Origin of the sequence: Halorubrum sp. SP3, assembly GCF_005435195.1 — an archaeon.
GTDB lineage: Archaea > Halobacteriota > Halobacteria > Halobacteriales > Haloferacaceae > Halorubrum > Halorubrum sodomense.
On record NZ_SGTU01000012.1, the window covers coordinates 95899 to 109772 of the forward strand.

Below are 13874 nucleotides of genomic sequence, written 5' to 3' on the forward strand. Positions count from 1 at the left end.
TCGGTCACCCCGGACCCGACAGCCGACTCGCGCGCGGGCTCTCCCCTTCGTGCGGCGTACGTCGTTCGCGGATCCGGACCGTGTGGACCGTCTCGGTGGCGTCGTCGACGACGAGCGCCTCGCCGATCCCCTCCGGGAGCCGCGAGGCGAGGTCGCCGGCGAGGTACGTCGCCTCCGCCTCCGCCAGCCGGTCAACGTCTCGCGCGGCCGTGAGCCGATGGGAGACGAGGAGGTCGGACTGCGAGACGGCGACGCTCGGCAGCGCGGCCGGGCGCTGGGTCGCACAGACCAGCGAGACGCCGGGCGCGCGACCACGAGTGAGGAGCGTCCGGAGCGCCGGCTCCGCGATCCCGTCGAAGAAGGCGTGGGCCTCGTCGACGAGGAGCCACGGGAGCCGGGGAAGACCGCCGTCGATCCGCGCGTCGTAGAGCCCCCGAGCGACCGCGCGGACGACGGCGGCCGCGGCCGCGTCGGGGACGCCGGCGAGGTCGAGCACCGCGGGGTCGCCGTCCGCCGCGAGCGACGCGACCGGCGGCGCGTCGGCGTCGAAGACGCCCCACGACGCCGCCAGCCGGAGGTGGTTCACCGCGGCGCGGCGGGTCTCCGCCAGGGCGTCGGCCGCGTCGACCGCCTCGCGGAGCGCCGCGAGCGACGGGGACGGGCCCCCGCTTCGTCCGGGGTCCGCGGAGCCGTCGGCACCGACCGCGTCTCCGTTACCGTCGTCGACCGCGTCCGCGACGACGCGCCAGACGAGGCTCCCGGGCCCGCTGGCCGGGTCGAGCGCGAGTAAGTCCGGCCATTCCGAGGGCGGTATCGAGGCGGGACGGACCGCGGGGTCGACGACGCGACCGCCGACCGCTTCGAGGCCGGCGAAGACGCCCATCGGGTCGACGACGACCGGGGCGACGCCGTCGGCGTCGGCGAGTTCCTCGGCGAGAACGCCGAGGGTGTACGACTTCCCGGTCCCGCGCTTCCCGAAGACGACCCCCGCGTGCGGGCGGTCGAGGTCGATACCGACCGACGCGCCGGCGCTCCCGTCGCGAGCGAGGAAGGAGCCGATCCGGGCGGTGTGCGGCGGCCGGTGAGTCTCGCCGTCGCGGTCGCTCCCGGCGTCGAGATCGGCCTCGGTGCCGGGATCGCCACCGGTCTCGGCGTCGGAGTCGCCACCGGTCTCGGCGCGGCCGAGTACGTACATGGGGTCGGCTGGCCTCGGCATCCGGTAAAAACGGTCGGGTGATCGGTCGGGTTCGGTGATCGCGATCACCGTCACCGGCGTCCGATCCGCCCCGTCCGACTCTTTATAACCCATGCCGCGGCCAGCGCGGCGTATGTCCGATCGAACACACGACTCGCGCACCGCGAATCGCCGGACGTTCAGCACCGACACCCGGGCGATCGAGGGGCTCCCGGTCCGCCTCGTCATCGCGCTCGTCGTCGGCGTCGCCAGCCTCAGCGTGATGATGGGGATGATCGGCGACATCGACGGGCTGGCCGCGACCGAACTGGACGCGCAGCCACAGCCGGAGGTCACCACGCCCGGCGATCAGTCGCTCACCGTCGCCGTCGTCGGTCCCGAGGGCTCCCGCGTCGCGGACGCGACGGTCATCGTGCGCGGCGGCTCCGCGCAGGTCGACGGCGTCGCCACCGCACGGACGAACGGCGAAGGGGTCGCCAGCGTGGAGGTCGCCCCCGAACTCGGTCCGAATCAGGCGGAGGGGATGCTCACGATCGACATCAAACCGCCGGCTACGGGCGACTACGTCGACGAGCGGGAGAACACCGAGGTGCTCGTCGTCGAGGAGTGAGCGGCGTGCGGGCTCGCGCCGCGAGGGAGTCGGTCAGAGCCGGTCGTCCCAGTCGATCCAGTCCTGTTCCCAACCGTGGCGACGGCGACGGCCGCGCTCGGCGCGTTCGGCGTCCTCCCGTCGAGTCCGGTTTCGCTCCACGCCGGGCTGTTCGCCGTCCGCGAGCATCGGCCGGAGTCGCGCCGGCCCGTGCGTCTCGACGGTCTCGAACCCGGCGGGCGCGGGGTCGTCGTCCGCGCCGTCGTTCGTCGGCGGAGCAGCCGGCGCGCCCGACGTCGCGGTCGACGACGGCTCGATCGCCGCGATCGTCTGAACGCCCGCGCCGCGCGGGTAGACGATTCGGCCGTCGGACGCCAGCTGTTCGCGGAGGGCGCGCGGCGGCTCGACCACCGCGGCTTCGAGGAGGATCCGGTCGTAGGGCGCGTACGCCGGGAGACCGTCGGCGCCGTCCGCGCGGTCGACGAGGACCGCTTCGTGGCCGGCCGCGTCGAGGTTCGATCGCGCGGCGACGACGGCGGAGCGGTCGATGTCGATCGCGTGAACGCGGCGCGCGCCGGCGATCTCGGCGAGGATCGCGACCGAGTAGCCGATCCCCGCGCCGACGACGAGGACCGAATCTCCCTCCTCGGCGTCGAGCGCGGTGACCAGTCGGACCAGCGTCGCGAGCGAGAGCGAGTGGGGGTCGTCGCCGTCAACGGCGCCGCCGCGGGGCGAGTCGTCGACGAAGGGGTCGCGCGGGACGCGCTGGAGGGCGGTCAGCACGGGCGGCTCGATCGGCTCGCCGATCTGGTGTTCGAGCCCCTCGATCATGTCCGCCCTGAGCGACGCGTCGTCCATGACCGCACTCGGAACTCGGTCCTCTAAAACTGTGCGTTCGCCGGACGGGTGCCGGTCACGCCGGTGGCACGGCCGACTACTGCATCGGAACGAACCGCACACCACCGTGGTCCTCGCGGTCGATCCCGTCCTCACGGACCGTGAGCCGGACGAGCCGCTGGCGACCGCCCTCGCGGACGGGAGCGACGGCGCGACCGCCCGTCCGGACGCGGTCGACGATCGGGTCCGGTACCGACCCGGGCGCCGCGCAGGTGAGGTAGGTGGCGTCGAACGGCGCCTCGTCCGCGAACGCCTCGCGACCGTCCTCGGCCGCGACGGTCACGTCGTAGCCGAGGCGATCGAGCCGTTCGCGGGCGTCCGCGGCCAGTTCCGGAACGCGCTCGGCCGAGAAGACGTTCCCCGGGCCGACCACCTCGGTGACGACCGCCGCGTGGTAGCCGCAGCCGGTTCCCACCTCGAAGACGCGGTCCCCGCGCTCGACGTCGAGGAGATCGGTCATCATGGCGACCATGTGCGGCGCACTGACCGTCTGGTCGTGACCGATCGGGAGCGGACGGTCGTCGTACGCCGACGCGCGCTGCGGCTCCGGAACGAACTCGTGGCGCGGGACGGCGCCGATCGCCGACAGCGTCCGTTCGCTCGCGTCGAGGCGGTCGCGGAGCGCGCGCACCAGTTCGCGCCTGGCGGCCGCGCGGTCGGCGTCGTTCATGCGAGACGGTAACACGGGAAACGTGGAGAAAGCATCGACGGTGGCGACGGCGCGGCCGAGGGTCAACTGACGTCGATCGTGTGGCCGCGGTCGTCGTCCGGCGAGCGCTTCGGGAGCCTGACGGTGAGCACGCCGGCGTCGAAGGACGCCGTCGCCGCGTCCGCCTCGATCGGTTCGGGGATCGGAATCCGACGGGAGACGGAGCTGAAGCGCCGTTCGCGCCGGTGGTAGCGGGCCTCGTCGTCGGCTTCGCGTGCGCCGTCGGCCGCGTCGGACGCGGCGTCCGGGTCGGCCTCACCGGCGTCGTCGCCCGCGTCCGCAACGTCGAATTCGCTCGACTCCTCGCGGGATCCGGAGATCGCGAGCGCCTCGTCGCGGAACTCGACGTCGACGTCGGCGGGGTCGAATCCGGGGAGGTCGGCGACGACGGTGATCGCCTCGTCGTCCTCGATCACGTCGACGTCGACCTCGCGGGCGCCGGGGAACCGCGGGACCTCGGGACCGGTCCCCTCCAGCGTGCCGCCGAGCTCCTCGAACTCGCGGCCCATCCGTTCGAGCAGGTCCTCGATCTCGTCGAAGGGATCGCGTCGGGTCATACAGGTCAGGATTCGTGACGGAGCGTCTTGAACGTACTGGCGGTACCGGGGTCCGTCGACGGTCACGCGGGCGGGCGACAGACACTATCCGCTCGCGCCCCAGGCGATCGTATGCGCCTGTTCTGGCACCGCGGGGACGCTCGGATGCGAGACAACGCCGGCCTCGCGGCCGCGGCCCGAGAGGGGGAAATTGTGCCGGCGTTCGTGTACGACGCCGACCTGCTCGCGGCGGTCGGTGCGCGTCAGCGCGCCCTCTTCCTCCGGCACGTGAAGCGGCTGGAGGAACGGTACCGCGAACTCGGGAGCGACCTAGTCGTCCGCGCGGGCGACCCGAGCGAGGTCCTCGTCGACCTCGCGGCGGAGTACGACGCCGAGACGGTGTACTACAACGAGCACTACAGACCGGCCCGTCGGAACCGACAGCGGGCGGTCGAGGACGCGCTCGCCGGCGCGGGCGTCGAGACGGACTCGCGGACCGACCTCGTGTTGGTCGACCCCGGGCGGCTAGCGGAGCGCTACCCGAACCACAGTCAGTTCCACGACGACTGGGAGGCCGTGCCGAAGCGCGGGCCGTACGCGGCGCCCGGTCCGGACGCGCTGGCCGACGTGCGCGACGGGAAGACGGTCCCCGAGCCCGACGCCGACATCGACCTCCCCGAGGCGGGGTACGAGGCCGCCCGCGAGCGGTTCGACGGCTTCCTCGAAGGCGGGATCACCTCCTACAACGACACCCGCGACGACCTCTCGCGGGCCGTCGAGGCGCCGACACGGTCGGTCTCCCGAATGTCGCCGTACCTCGCGACGGGCGCGATCGGGATCCGAGAGCTGTGGGCGGGCGCGAGCGACGCGTACGACGCCGCGACCGGGAGCGAACGCCGCAACGTCGACAAGTACCGCTACGAGCTGTCGTGGCGCGAGCAGATGTACCACCTGCTGTACTACAACCCCGACCTCGCGGTGTCGAACTACAAGTCGTTCCCGAACGAGATCGCGTGGCGCGAGTCGGACGCCGACTTCGAGGCGTGGGCGCGCGGCGAGACCGGCTACCCCCTCGTCGACGCCGGGATGCGGCAGCTGAACGCGGAGGGGTATATTCACAACCGCCCGCGACAGGTCGTCGCGAGCTTCCTGACGAAACACCTCCTGATCGACTGGCGGCGCGGCGCGCGCTACTTCACCAAGCAGCTGATCGACCACGACTACGCCTCGAACCACGGCGCGTGGCAGTGGACCGCCTCGACCGGTACCGACTCCGTCGACGTGCGCATCTTCGACCCGGTGAGCCAGATGTCGAAGTACGACGCGGACGCGCGCTTCGTGACGGCGTACGTCCCGGAACTCGCGGACGTGCCCGCGGGCAAGGTCGTCGACTGGCCGACCCTCTCGCGGGCGGAGCGCGAGGAGCTGGCGCCCGACTACCCGCATCCGATCGTCGACCGGAACGAGGGGTACGAGCGGGCCCAGCGCGTCTTCGAGGAGGCGCTCGGGAAGCGGTAGGGTCCGGTCGACGCGGCGACGCGAGGGTTCTGACTCCGTTCCGTATCCGAGTCCTTTTCGGGGGCGCCCGAGAACGGCTCCGCCATGTCTCCCGTCACGATCGACGACGTCGAGGCCGCCGCCGAGCGGATCGCCGGCACCGACATCGTCCAGCGCACGCCCGTCGAGCGGAGTCGGTCGCTGAGCGACCGGTGCGGCGCCGACGTGCGCCTGAAGATGGAACACCTCCAGCGCACCGGCTCGTTCAAGACGCGCGGCGCGTACAACGCGATCTCGCGGGCCGTCGACGGATCCGGAGCGGGGACCGACGATCCCGCGATCGAGCGCGTCGTGGCCGCGAGCGCGGGCAACCACGCTCAGGGAGTGGCGCTGGCGGCGTCGGACGCCGGGATCGACGCGACGATCGTGATGCCGGAGTCGGCGCCGGCGGCGAAGATCGAGGCGACCCGCGCGTACGGCGCGGAGGTCGTGCTCCGCGGGAGCGCGTTCCCGGAGGCGATGGCACACGCCCGGACGCTGACCGACGACCCCGGGACGCGGTTCGTCCACGCGTTCGACGACCCGGACGTGGTCGCCGGGCAGGGGACGCTCGGCCTGGAGGTGATAGAGCAGGTGCCCGACGCCGACGCCGTCCTCGTCCCGGTGGGCGGCGGCGGGCTCGCGGGCGGCGTCGCGGCCGCGGTGAAGGCGCGCTCGCCCGAGACGCGCGTGGTGGGCGTCCAGACCGAGGGCGCGTCGACGCTCTCGGAGAGCCTCGCGGCCGGCGAGCTCGTGACGCGCGACGAGCCGGACACCATCGCGGACGGGATCGCGACCGGCGGGCTGAGCGAGCTCACCTTCGGCCTGCTGGACGAGCACCTCGACGACGCCGTCGTGGTGAGCGACGACGACGTGGCGAACGCGATCCTGTTGCTCCTGGAGCGCGCGAAGCAGATGGTCGAGGGCGCGGGCGCGACCGCGGCGGCCGCCCTCCTGAACGACGACGCGGTCGACGAGCTCGACCTCGCCGGCGAGACGGTCGTCCCCCTCCTCTGTGGCGGCAACATCGACGTGACGACGCTGAAGGAGGTGGTGACGCACGCCCTCGTCGACCGCGCCCAGCTGATCGAGCTCTCCGTCCGGATCGACGACACGCCCGGGACGATGGAAGAGATCGCAACCCTGATCGGCGGCGAGCGCGCGAACATCCGGACGGTGCGCCACGAGCGCAGCCGCCCGGACCTGCCGGTGGGCGACGCCGACCTCGTGTTCGAGGTGGAGACGAACGGCCCCGCCCACGTCGACCGCGTCCTGAACGCGGTGCGCGAGGCGGGGTACGAGCTGGCGTGGACGACGCGGGAGGAGTGAGAAGGGCGGGCGACGATCGACGAACCGAACTGCGGTGGCGCGTGCCTGCGAGCGGGCGCCTTCGGCGGCCGCGAGTCGCACGCGCGAGGGAGTCGGCCGACCGGAGCGAAGCGGAGCGAGGCCGACGAGGCTGGGGAGGTGTGAGGCGCGGTTGCGGTGCTGTGCGGGGTGGGAATCAAAGGGGCAGCCACGAGGGCGCCGTAGGCGACGTAAGCACTGGAACGAGGGAGCGAACGCAGTGAGCGACCGAGTGAAGCGCGCAGCGAGCGTACGGCGCCCTCGCGGCTGGGGCTTTGGAGGCGTTCGCCGTCGATCTACTGTGGGTTATTTGTATCCGATCGGCTGGGGCTTTGGTGGTGCTCGCCGCCGATCCGCGGTCAATATCGAATATCCACGCCCGGGCAGACGAACCGACGGCGGAGTCGTATCGGTCCTCGTCTCGCTCGATCCGACGATTTGAAACGCGCACCCCGGCAACCACGTCGTAATGAGTCTCGTCGTTACCGACACCCTGGCAGACGAGCGCGTCGAGTTCACCGCGGACGGCGACGTCACGCTGTACGTCTGCGGCCTGACGGTGTCGGACGACCCGCACCTCGGCCACGCCCGCCTGTGGTTCCACGCCGACGTGCTCCACCGGTGGCTCGAACACGTCGGCTACGACGTGCGCCACGTCGAGAACGTCACCGACGTCAACGAGAAGATCACGGCCCGCGTCGGCGAGCGCGACGAGTGGGCGGCCGAGCGCGACGTGGCCGAGACGTTCACGGCGAGCGTCTTCGATTCGATGCGCGGGCTGAACCTCAAGCGGGCGGAGGTGTACCCGCGCGTCACCGAACACGTCCCGGAGATAATCGATCTGACGGAGACCCTGATCGAGAAGGGGTACGCCTACGAGTCGAACGGCTCCGTCTACTTCGACGTGACCGCCTTCGACGGGTACGGGAAGCTCTCGAACCAGGACCTCGACGCGCTCGAAGCGCAGGGCGACCCGGACGAGCGGTCGGAGAAGCGCAACCCCGCGGACTTCGCCCTCTGGAAGGCGGACGGCGTGAGCGAGTCCGCGGCGCGCGAACACGCGAAACACGACCACGGCGCCGAGACGCCCGACGGCGAGACGTGGGCGTCGTCGTGGAGCGAGGGCCGCCCGGGGTGGCACGTCGAGTGCTCGGCGATGTCGACGACGCACCTCGGCGACACGCTCGACGTTCACATGGGCGGGCGCGACCTCGTGTTCCCCCACCACGAGAACGAGATCGCGCAGTCCGAGGCGGCCACCGGCGAGGCGTTCGCGCGCCACTGGCTCCACGTCGGCCTGCTGGAGATGGACGGCGAGAAGATGTCCTCCTCGATCGGCAACTTCTGGACCGTCCCCGACGCGCTCGACGAGCTCGGCGTCAACGTGATCCGGACCTTCTACGCGGGCGCCGCCTACCGCTCGGAGCAGGCGCTCACCGAGGAGACGATCGCCGAGGCCGAGGAGCGCTGGGAGCGGCTCTCGCGCACCCACGACCGCGCCGTCGACGCGCTCGACTCCACGGAGGCCCGCGCGAAGACCGAGGACGGCGACCTCCGCGAGACGGTCGCGACCGCGCGCGAGGAGTTCGCGGCCGCGATGAACGACGACCTCAACCTCCGGGAGGCGACCGCGGCGCTCCTCGACCTCACCGACGCGGTGAACCGCCACGTGGACGGGGTCGAGGAGGCGGGCGCGAACGACGGTGCGGCCGGGACCGACGCCGAGGCCGCCTACGACTACCGCGGCCTCCGCCAGGCGGTCGAGGCGTTCGAGGAGCTCGGCGGCGACGTGCTCGGCCTCCAGTTCGGGTCGACGACCGACGGGGACGTCGACCTCGCCGGCGAGCTGGTCGAACTCGTGCTCGACGTGCGCGAGGCCGAGCGCGAGGCGGGGAACTACGAGCGCGCAGACGAGCTCCGCGACGCCCTCCGGGAGGTCGGCGTCGAGATCGAGGACGGGCCGGACGGCGCGACGTACCGGTTCGAGTAGGGCGACTCGGTCCCGGGGACCGACGCGACTCAGTCTGTGAGACCGACCGGCTCAGTCCCAGGTGACGTACACGAGGAAGGCGATTCCGACGAACTCCAGGATCTGGAGGTACATCATCGCCCGGAGCGCCGGCGTCGACATCTGCGGCGGGTTCAGGTAGTAGAACAGCGCCAGGGCGTTCTCGGCGAGGAGGAGGAGCGCGAACACCGCCGAGCCGAGGGTGTGTTTCGACCGGATCTCGAGGTAGTTCCGGCCCCAGATACCGACGAGGACGAGCAGCAGCAGGATGTTCAGCGCCGCGGCGACCCGCGCCACGCCGAGCGTCGCGCCGCCGAGCGCCGCGATGCCGGCGGTCGCTACGTCCAAGCTGGCCGTCGCTACGTCCAAGCTGGCCGTCGCTACGTCGAGGGTCGTCGCGGCGGTCGTCACGCCGGGGGTCGCGGTCATGGCGCGCGCCCTCCGGTTCCGCGGTCGGTCGGTGCGTTCGGGGGGTAGGTCACACTCATTCCAGTTGGTCGACGATCTCTTCGACGGTGTCCCAGTGCGTACGGGTCCGGTCCGTGGGGAGGTAAATGGCACCGTAGTTCTGGTCGGTGCTCTCGATCACGCCGTTCTCCTCGAGCACGTCGAGATGGTGTCTGACGGTCTTGTACGCGAGGTCGAGGTCCTCGGCGAGCTGGTTGGCGTTCCGCGGGCGCTCGTCGAGCGCGCGGAGCAGCCGGGCGCGGTTCGGACCGCCCCGGGTACCCGCCAACACCTGCCAGAGGACCGCCTCCATCGAGAGTACCAATCGGAGGACCGGGTAATAAGCGCGGGGATACCCGCACGGGGAGCGGGGAGAGCGTAACGCCGGCGGGGACACGATTGATCCGTCGCCTACGGCTGTAACACGCCGTCGATGACGTGGATGATGCCGTTCGAGGCCTCGATGTTCGTGTCGACGATGTCGGCCTGGTCGCCGTTGAGGTCGGTGCCGTCGACGTCGACCTTCGCGCCGTTCAGGGTCGGCACCTGGCTCGCGTTGACGATCGAGTTCGCCTTCCGACGGCCCGGCACGACGTGGTAGGTGAGCACGTCGGTCAGGAACTCGTCGTCGACCGCGTCGACGTTGTCGACCGTGATCCCAGCGTCGTTAAACGCCGCGTCGGTCGGGGCGAAGACCGTCAGCTGTCGGTTCCCGTTCAGCGTGTCGACGAGCCCCGCCTCCCGGACCGCGGCGACGAGCACGTCGAAGCCGTCGGCCGCGGCGGCCACGTCGACTATCGTGTCGCCCCGGCTCGGCGGCTTCGCTGCGGCCGCCCCCGCGCCGCCGATCAGCGCCGCTGTTCCCGCGCCGACGCGCTTCAGTACCGTCCGTCTGCCAGCGTTCATGGGAAACACCCGCCCGGGAGAACGTTTCAGAATTTATTTAACAATTTGGTGAAAGCAACCTGACTTCCCCACGAAAGAGACCCAAATCTCCGCCAATATTACCGACTTCGGGCGGGGGACCGAGCCGGGAGAGGCGGGTCCGGAATCCCGCCGCGGCCGGGTGGGGCGGCTCAGTCCAGCACGTGTTCGGTGTCGTACGATCCGAGCACCTTGACCCACCCCTTGTCGGCGATGGCCTCGATATCCCGGACGGCGGCCGCCATGTGGTCCTCGTAGAGGCCGGCGTCCACGTCGAAGTGGAACAGGTAGTCGCCGAGGCGCTCGCCGCTCGGACGCGACTCGATCCGCGAGAGGTTGAGGTTGCGGTCGGCGAACGCCTCCAGCAGTTCCAGGAGGAGGCCGGGGTAGTTCGCGTTCGGGTAGACGATCAGCGTGGTCTTTCCGCCGGCGTCGGAGCGCGCGGACTCGGGCGCGACGACGAGGAAGCGCGTCGCGTTCGACGTTCGGTCCTGAATGTCGGCCGCGAGGATCTCGAGGTCGTCGCCGGCGTTATCGGGGTGGCCGATCCCGGCCACGCGGGCGTCCTCGCGGGCTCGCTCGACCCCGCGGGCCGTTGAGGCGACCGCTTCGAGGCCGGCGTCCGGGTAGTTCGCCTCCAGCCAGTTGCGACACTGCGCGAGCGCCTGCGAGTGGCTCGCGACGGCCTCGAACTCCTCGTCCTGCGCGAGGAGGGCGTGGCGGATCGGCGTGACGACCTCGCGGGTCACCGCCACGTCGTAGTCGGCGAGCGCGTCGAGGCTCTCCGTGACGGACCCCTCGATGCTGTTCTCGATGGGGACGACCCCGCGCTCGAACTCGCCGCTCGCGACGGCGTCGACGATCGCGGTGACCGACTCCCGGAACGACACCTCGGCGGCGACGGCGCGCGCGGCGCGGTGCGAGTACGTGCCGGCGGGGCCCAGCGTGACGGCGTTCATTACCCCACCGTATCGGGGGCGGCGAGAAAAGCCTGCGGGGCGCGGCGATGTTTCCGGTGGGGGTCGGTGTAGCGCGGTTCGGCGCCGGCCGCCGCAGCGGTCACTCCTCGTCCGGATCGGTCGGCACGCCGCCGAGGTTCCCCTCGTCGTCGAACAGCTTCGCCCGGAGGAACCGCGTCCGGTAGCGGTTCGCGCCCTCCTTCGTGTCGGCCTCGCGGATCTCGTCGATCCGGCCGTCGGCGACCGCGTCGATGATGTCTTCGACCTGCTCCTTCTCGCTCGGGGTCAGTTCGAACTCGTACGTCCGGGGCTGCTCGCTCTCCAGCCGCGTCCACTTGCGCGCGGCCGACACCACGACGGAGCAGGGCTCGCGACAGGGGAAGACGCCGTCGCCGCCGTCGACGTCGAGGTCGGTCTCCTCGTCGTACTCCCACTCCCGCCGCTTGAGACACTGGGAGTCGTCGCAGCACGCCTCAGCGACCCAGTCGACGTGTTCGTTGCCCTCGCCGCGGTCCCAGGTCTTCACGACGCCGTAGATGCCCGACTGGCGCTCCATCGTCTCGCGCCAGTGGGTCACGTCGAGCTCGCCCTCGCGCTCGCGGTGCCAGTTGGCGACCGTCGCGGGGTAGATCGTCTCCACCGCCTCGTAGAGGTCGCGGGGGCCCAGGTCGGGGAAGATCCAGCCGCCCGCGAGCGACGGCGCGGTCTTGAGCGGCCGGTACCGCCCCTTCTCGTCGAAGGTGACCAGCTCGCGCGCGTCGAGCGGGTCCTCGTACGCGTCGAGCTCGTCGACCGGAACGCCGGCGTCGTCGGCGTGGCGCACGTCGTAGCGGCGCTCGCCGCGGTCGGTGATCGTGGCCGTGATCTTCAGCTCCCCCCACGCGCGCTCGATCCCCTCGGCGAGCGCCGCGTACCGGGTCGCGACGGTCTCGCCGTCGGCGTCCTCGATCCAGCGGAGGAACGCGCGGCGCGGCCCGAACTCGCCGACGACCCGCTCGAAGACGTACCAGTCGGTGACGGCGGGCGCGCGCTCGGCGAGCGCCCCGTGGAGGTCGCGCTCGCTCATCCCCGTCGGGCGGCCGCCGGCGGCGAGGACGTACTCGTCGGGCGTGCCGCCGGGTAGGTCCTCGTCGGTTCCTTTGGTGCCGCGCGCGACGCTGAACCCCTCGAACTGGAGGGGTTCGCCGGGGTCGCGGTCGTCGAGCGCGTCGAGCACCGCGTCGAACGCGTCGCTCGGGAGGTCGACGTCGGGGAGTTCGGGTCCGTCGTCGTCCGCCTCGCCCGCTTCGCCCGCCTCGCCGCCGTCGGTCCCGGGGGTGGAGTCGGCCACGGTCAGTCCCCCGTGGCGACGCGGGTCGTCTCGCGCACGTCGTCGAGCGCCCCGCCGACGTCGGCGCCGGCGTCGGCGGCGCGCTCCAACACCACGTCGGCCATGAGCGGCTCCGTTCCCACCGCGCCGGCGTACCAGATCCGGGTGCCGTCGACGGTCTCGGGCACGTCGTACCCCTCGGTGTGGTCCTCGCAGAGGCCGACGTCCTCCGGGATGTCCTCCTGCGTGTGGTAGCCGTCGGCGATGAAGAGGGGGACCAGGACGACGTCGTCGCTCTCGAAGTGCTCCGGGAGGTCGTCGACCTCGGGCTCCTCGTCCATGTACAGCGCCTTCACCTCGTCGAAGCGGTCGCGCTCGGCGATCCGGTCGGCGTGGTACTCGATCGCCTTCGCCGAGTTCTCGTTGCGCTCGGTGCCGTGACCGACGACCGCCAGCCCGAACCCGTCGCCCACGTCGGCGTCGTTCGTCACGGACTCCGCCCGCCGGACGATCACGTCAGTCATCGCGCGGTGGGTCCCGACCGGGCCGCAGTAGTGGACCTCGCTGTCGATGTCCTCGGCGACGAGCGTGGCCTGGTCGGCGGAGAGGCCGTCGGAGTCCCACTCGGAGACGTCCCACCCGTTGAGCCGGAGCTCGCGGGGGATCACCTGCTCGGTGAAGTACCCCTCCGAGACGAACAGCGGGACGACGTAGATCTCCGACCCCTCGACGGTACGGAGCACCTCTCGGAAGTGGGGCTCTTCCTTCCAGAAGCCGGTGCGGACCTCGTCGAAGGCACCGGCGGCGCGGATCGTGTCGGCGTGGTCGTACGTCGGCGCGCTCGACTCGGGGTTGAGGTGCGAGCCGTGCGCGACGATGACGAGCGACTGCATACCCGTGCTGGGGGCGCGCCGCTCTTAGGGACTTCGGAGGCTGCGGGGCGACGAGAATCTCCGATCCGTCTCCGGGGCGGGATCCCCGGCGCGACCGAAACGATCTTGCCCGCCCGACGCGCAGCCTCGCGCATGTCGCTGGCAGCCGAGACGCGGGAGGCGGTCCGAGCGAACCCGTTCATCCGGGACGCGCTCCGCGCCGGACTGGTGAACCACAGCGCCGCCGCGACCTGGCTCGCCGAGCGGGCCGACCTCGACGGCGACCCGGACGCGATCGCGGCCGCACTCCGCCGCTTCCGGGAGGACCTCCCGGCGTACGAGACGGAGGCGCGCACCGCGAGCGTCACCATGCGGAGCGGCGTGGGCGTGGTCGACGACGCGAACGCCGCCGACGCGGACGACGGCGACCCGGGTGATGTCCCTCTCCTCCGCGTCGGCGGCGCGGGGGTCGTCGACGGCGGCGACCGCACGGCGATCCTCGCGGCGGGCGACGTCGACCCCGCCGCGCTGGCGGGCGCGCTCGGC

The 13874-nt window shown here is 71.8% G+C and carries 15 protein-coding genes; 5 read left to right on the top strand and 10 right to left on the bottom strand.

Features of this window, described 5'->3' with window-relative positions; all coding sequences use genetic code 11:
- Positions 1-4: 4 nt before the first annotated feature.
- Positions 5-1195 carry an ATP-binding protein gene (locus EXE42_RS10705; RefSeq protein ID WP_241988371.1) on the bottom strand — a complete coding sequence of 397 codons (1191 nt, stop codon included), beginning with the start codon at positions 1193-1195 and terminating at the stop codon, positions 5-7.
- A 133-nt stretch (positions 1196-1328) separates the two neighbouring features.
- Here EXE42_RS10705 and EXE42_RS10710 point away from each other — a divergent pair, with 133 nt between their 5' ends.
- The gene (locus tag EXE42_RS10710) at positions 1329-1805 is read left to right on the top strand and encodes a carboxypeptidase regulatory-like domain-containing protein (protein ID WP_137706489.1); all 477 of its coding nucleotides are present in this window, start codon (positions 1329-1331) and stop codon (positions 1803-1805) included.
- 33 nt (positions 1806-1838) lie between these two features.
- Here the strand turns inward: EXE42_RS10710 and EXE42_RS10715 are convergent, their stop codons facing one another.
- The 3 genes from EXE42_RS10715 to EXE42_RS10725 all read right to left on the bottom strand — a co-directional run bounded on the left by EXE42_RS10715 (position 1839) and on the right by EXE42_RS10725 (position 3947).
- A complete protein-coding gene (locus EXE42_RS10715; RefSeq protein WP_092920884.1) occupies positions 1839-2642 on the bottom strand; it encodes a protein-L-isoaspartate O-methyltransferase in 804 nt (267 codons plus the stop codon).
- A 76-nt stretch (positions 2643-2718) separates the two neighbouring features.
- Positions 2719-3351, bottom strand: coding sequence for a protein-L-isoaspartate(D-aspartate) O-methyltransferase (locus EXE42_RS10720; protein ID WP_137706490.1), 633 nt, complete (start codon positions 3349-3351; stop codon positions 2719-2721).
- A 62-nt stretch (positions 3352-3413) separates the two neighbouring features.
- Positions 3414-3947, bottom strand: a complete 534-nt coding sequence (locus EXE42_RS10725) for an Hsp20/alpha crystallin family protein (RefSeq protein ID WP_137706491.1) — start codon at positions 3945-3947, stop codon at positions 3414-3416.
- 111 nt (positions 3948-4058) lie between these two features.
- Between EXE42_RS10725 and EXE42_RS10730 the strand changes: the two genes are divergently transcribed.
- The 3 genes from EXE42_RS10730 to cysS all read left to right on the top strand — a co-directional run bounded on the left by EXE42_RS10730 (position 4059) and on the right by cysS (position 8799).
- Positions 4059-5444 carry a deoxyribodipyrimidine photo-lyase gene (locus EXE42_RS10730; protein ID WP_137706492.1) on the top strand — a complete coding sequence of 462 codons (1386 nt, stop codon included), beginning with the start codon at positions 4059-4061 and terminating at the stop codon, positions 5442-5444.
- 84 nt (positions 5445-5528) lie between these two features.
- On the top strand, positions 5529-6791 hold the full coding sequence (gene ilvA, locus EXE42_RS10735; protein ID WP_137706493.1) for a threonine ammonia-lyase: 1263 nt from the start codon (positions 5529-5531) through the stop codon (positions 6789-6791).
- Positions 6792-7278: 487 nt separating this feature from the next.
- Positions 7279-8799, top strand: coding sequence for a cysteine--tRNA ligase (gene cysS / locus EXE42_RS10740; protein ID WP_137706494.1), 1521 nt, complete (start codon positions 7279-7281; stop codon positions 8797-8799).
- A gap of 51 nt (positions 8800-8850) precedes the next feature.
- Here the strand turns inward: cysS and EXE42_RS10745 are convergent, their stop codons facing one another.
- The 6 genes from EXE42_RS10745 to EXE42_RS10770 all read right to left on the bottom strand — a co-directional run bounded on the left by EXE42_RS10745 (position 8851) and on the right by EXE42_RS10770 (position 13349).
- Entirely contained in the window at positions 8851-9246 is a 396-nt protein-coding gene (locus EXE42_RS10745) for a hypothetical protein (protein WP_394347999.1), read from the bottom strand.
- Positions 9247-9301: 55 nt separating this feature from the next.
- Positions 9302-9577 carry a winged helix-turn-helix domain-containing protein gene (locus EXE42_RS10750; RefSeq protein ID WP_092920878.1) on the bottom strand — a complete coding sequence of 92 codons (276 nt, stop codon included), beginning with the start codon at positions 9575-9577 and terminating at the stop codon, positions 9302-9304.
- A gap of 98 nt (positions 9578-9675) precedes the next feature.
- Positions 9676-10170 (bottom strand): fasciclin domain-containing protein, encoded by a 495-nt coding sequence (locus EXE42_RS10755; protein WP_092920877.1) that lies wholly within the window; start codon positions 10168-10170, stop codon positions 9676-9678.
- A 170-nt stretch (positions 10171-10340) separates the two neighbouring features.
- A complete protein-coding gene (pheA, locus tag EXE42_RS10760; RefSeq protein ID WP_092920876.1) occupies positions 10341-11147 on the bottom strand; it encodes a prephenate dehydratase in 807 nt (268 codons plus the stop codon).
- Between the two features lie 100 nt (positions 11148-11247).
- On the bottom strand, positions 11248-12477 hold the full coding sequence (locus EXE42_RS10765; RefSeq protein ID WP_137706495.1) for a DR2241 family protein: 1230 nt from the start codon (positions 12475-12477) through the stop codon (positions 11248-11250).
- A gap of 2 nt (positions 12478-12479) precedes the next feature.
- Positions 12480-13349 (bottom strand): CbiX/SirB N-terminal domain-containing protein, encoded by an 870-nt coding sequence (locus tag EXE42_RS10770; protein WP_092920874.1) that lies wholly within the window; start codon positions 13347-13349, stop codon positions 12480-12482.
- Between the two features lie 132 nt (positions 13350-13481).
- Here EXE42_RS10770 and EXE42_RS10775 point away from each other — a divergent pair.
- On the top strand, positions 13482-13874 hold a 393-nt coding region (locus EXE42_RS10775; RefSeq protein ID WP_137706496.1), incomplete at its 3' end, for a hypothetical protein.

Bases quoted from the DNA above. Each gene is read 5' to 3' on its own strand.
- EXE42_RS10705 (WP_241988371.1), bottom strand. From the start codon at position 1,195: ATGTACGTACTCGGCCGCGCCGAGACCGGTGGCGACTCCGACGCCGAG.
- EXE42_RS10710 (WP_137706489.1), top strand. From the start codon at position 1,329: ATGTCCGATCGAACACACGACTCGCGCACCGCGAATCGCCGGACGTTC.
- EXE42_RS10715 (WP_092920884.1), bottom strand. From the start codon at position 2,642: ATGGACGACGCGTCGCTCAGGGCGGACATGATCGAGGGGCTCGAACAC.
- EXE42_RS10720 (WP_137706490.1), bottom strand. From the start codon at position 3,351: ATGAACGACGCCGACCGCGCGGCCGCCAGGCGCGAACTGGTGCGCGCG.
- EXE42_RS10725 (WP_137706491.1), bottom strand. From the start codon at position 3,947: ATGACCCGACGCGATCCCTTCGACGAGATCGAGGACCTGCTCGAACGG.
- EXE42_RS10730 (WP_137706492.1), top strand. From the start codon at position 4,059: ATGCGCCTGTTCTGGCACCGCGGGGACGCTCGGATGCGAGACAACGCC.
- ilvA (WP_137706493.1), top strand. From the start codon at position 5,529: ATGTCTCCCGTCACGATCGACGACGTCGAGGCCGCCGCCGAGCGGATC.
- cysS (WP_137706494.1), top strand. From the start codon at position 7,279: ATGAGTCTCGTCGTTACCGACACCCTGGCAGACGAGCGCGTCGAGTTC.
- EXE42_RS10745 (WP_394347999.1), bottom strand. From the start codon at position 9,246: ATGACCGCGACCCCCGGCGTGACGACCGCCGCGACGACCCTCGACGTA.
- EXE42_RS10750 (WP_092920878.1), bottom strand. From the start codon at position 9,577: ATGGAGGCGGTCCTCTGGCAGGTGTTGGCGGGTACCCGGGGCGGTCCG.
- EXE42_RS10755 (WP_092920877.1), bottom strand. From the start codon at position 10,170: ATGAACGCTGGCAGACGGACGGTACTGAAGCGCGTCGGCGCGGGAACA.
- pheA (WP_092920876.1), bottom strand. From the start codon at position 11,147: ATGAACGCCGTCACGCTGGGCCCCGCCGGCACGTACTCGCACCGCGCC.
- EXE42_RS10770 (WP_092920874.1), bottom strand. From the start codon at position 13,349: ATGCAGTCGCTCGTCATCGTCGCGCACGGCTCGCACCTCAACCCCGAG.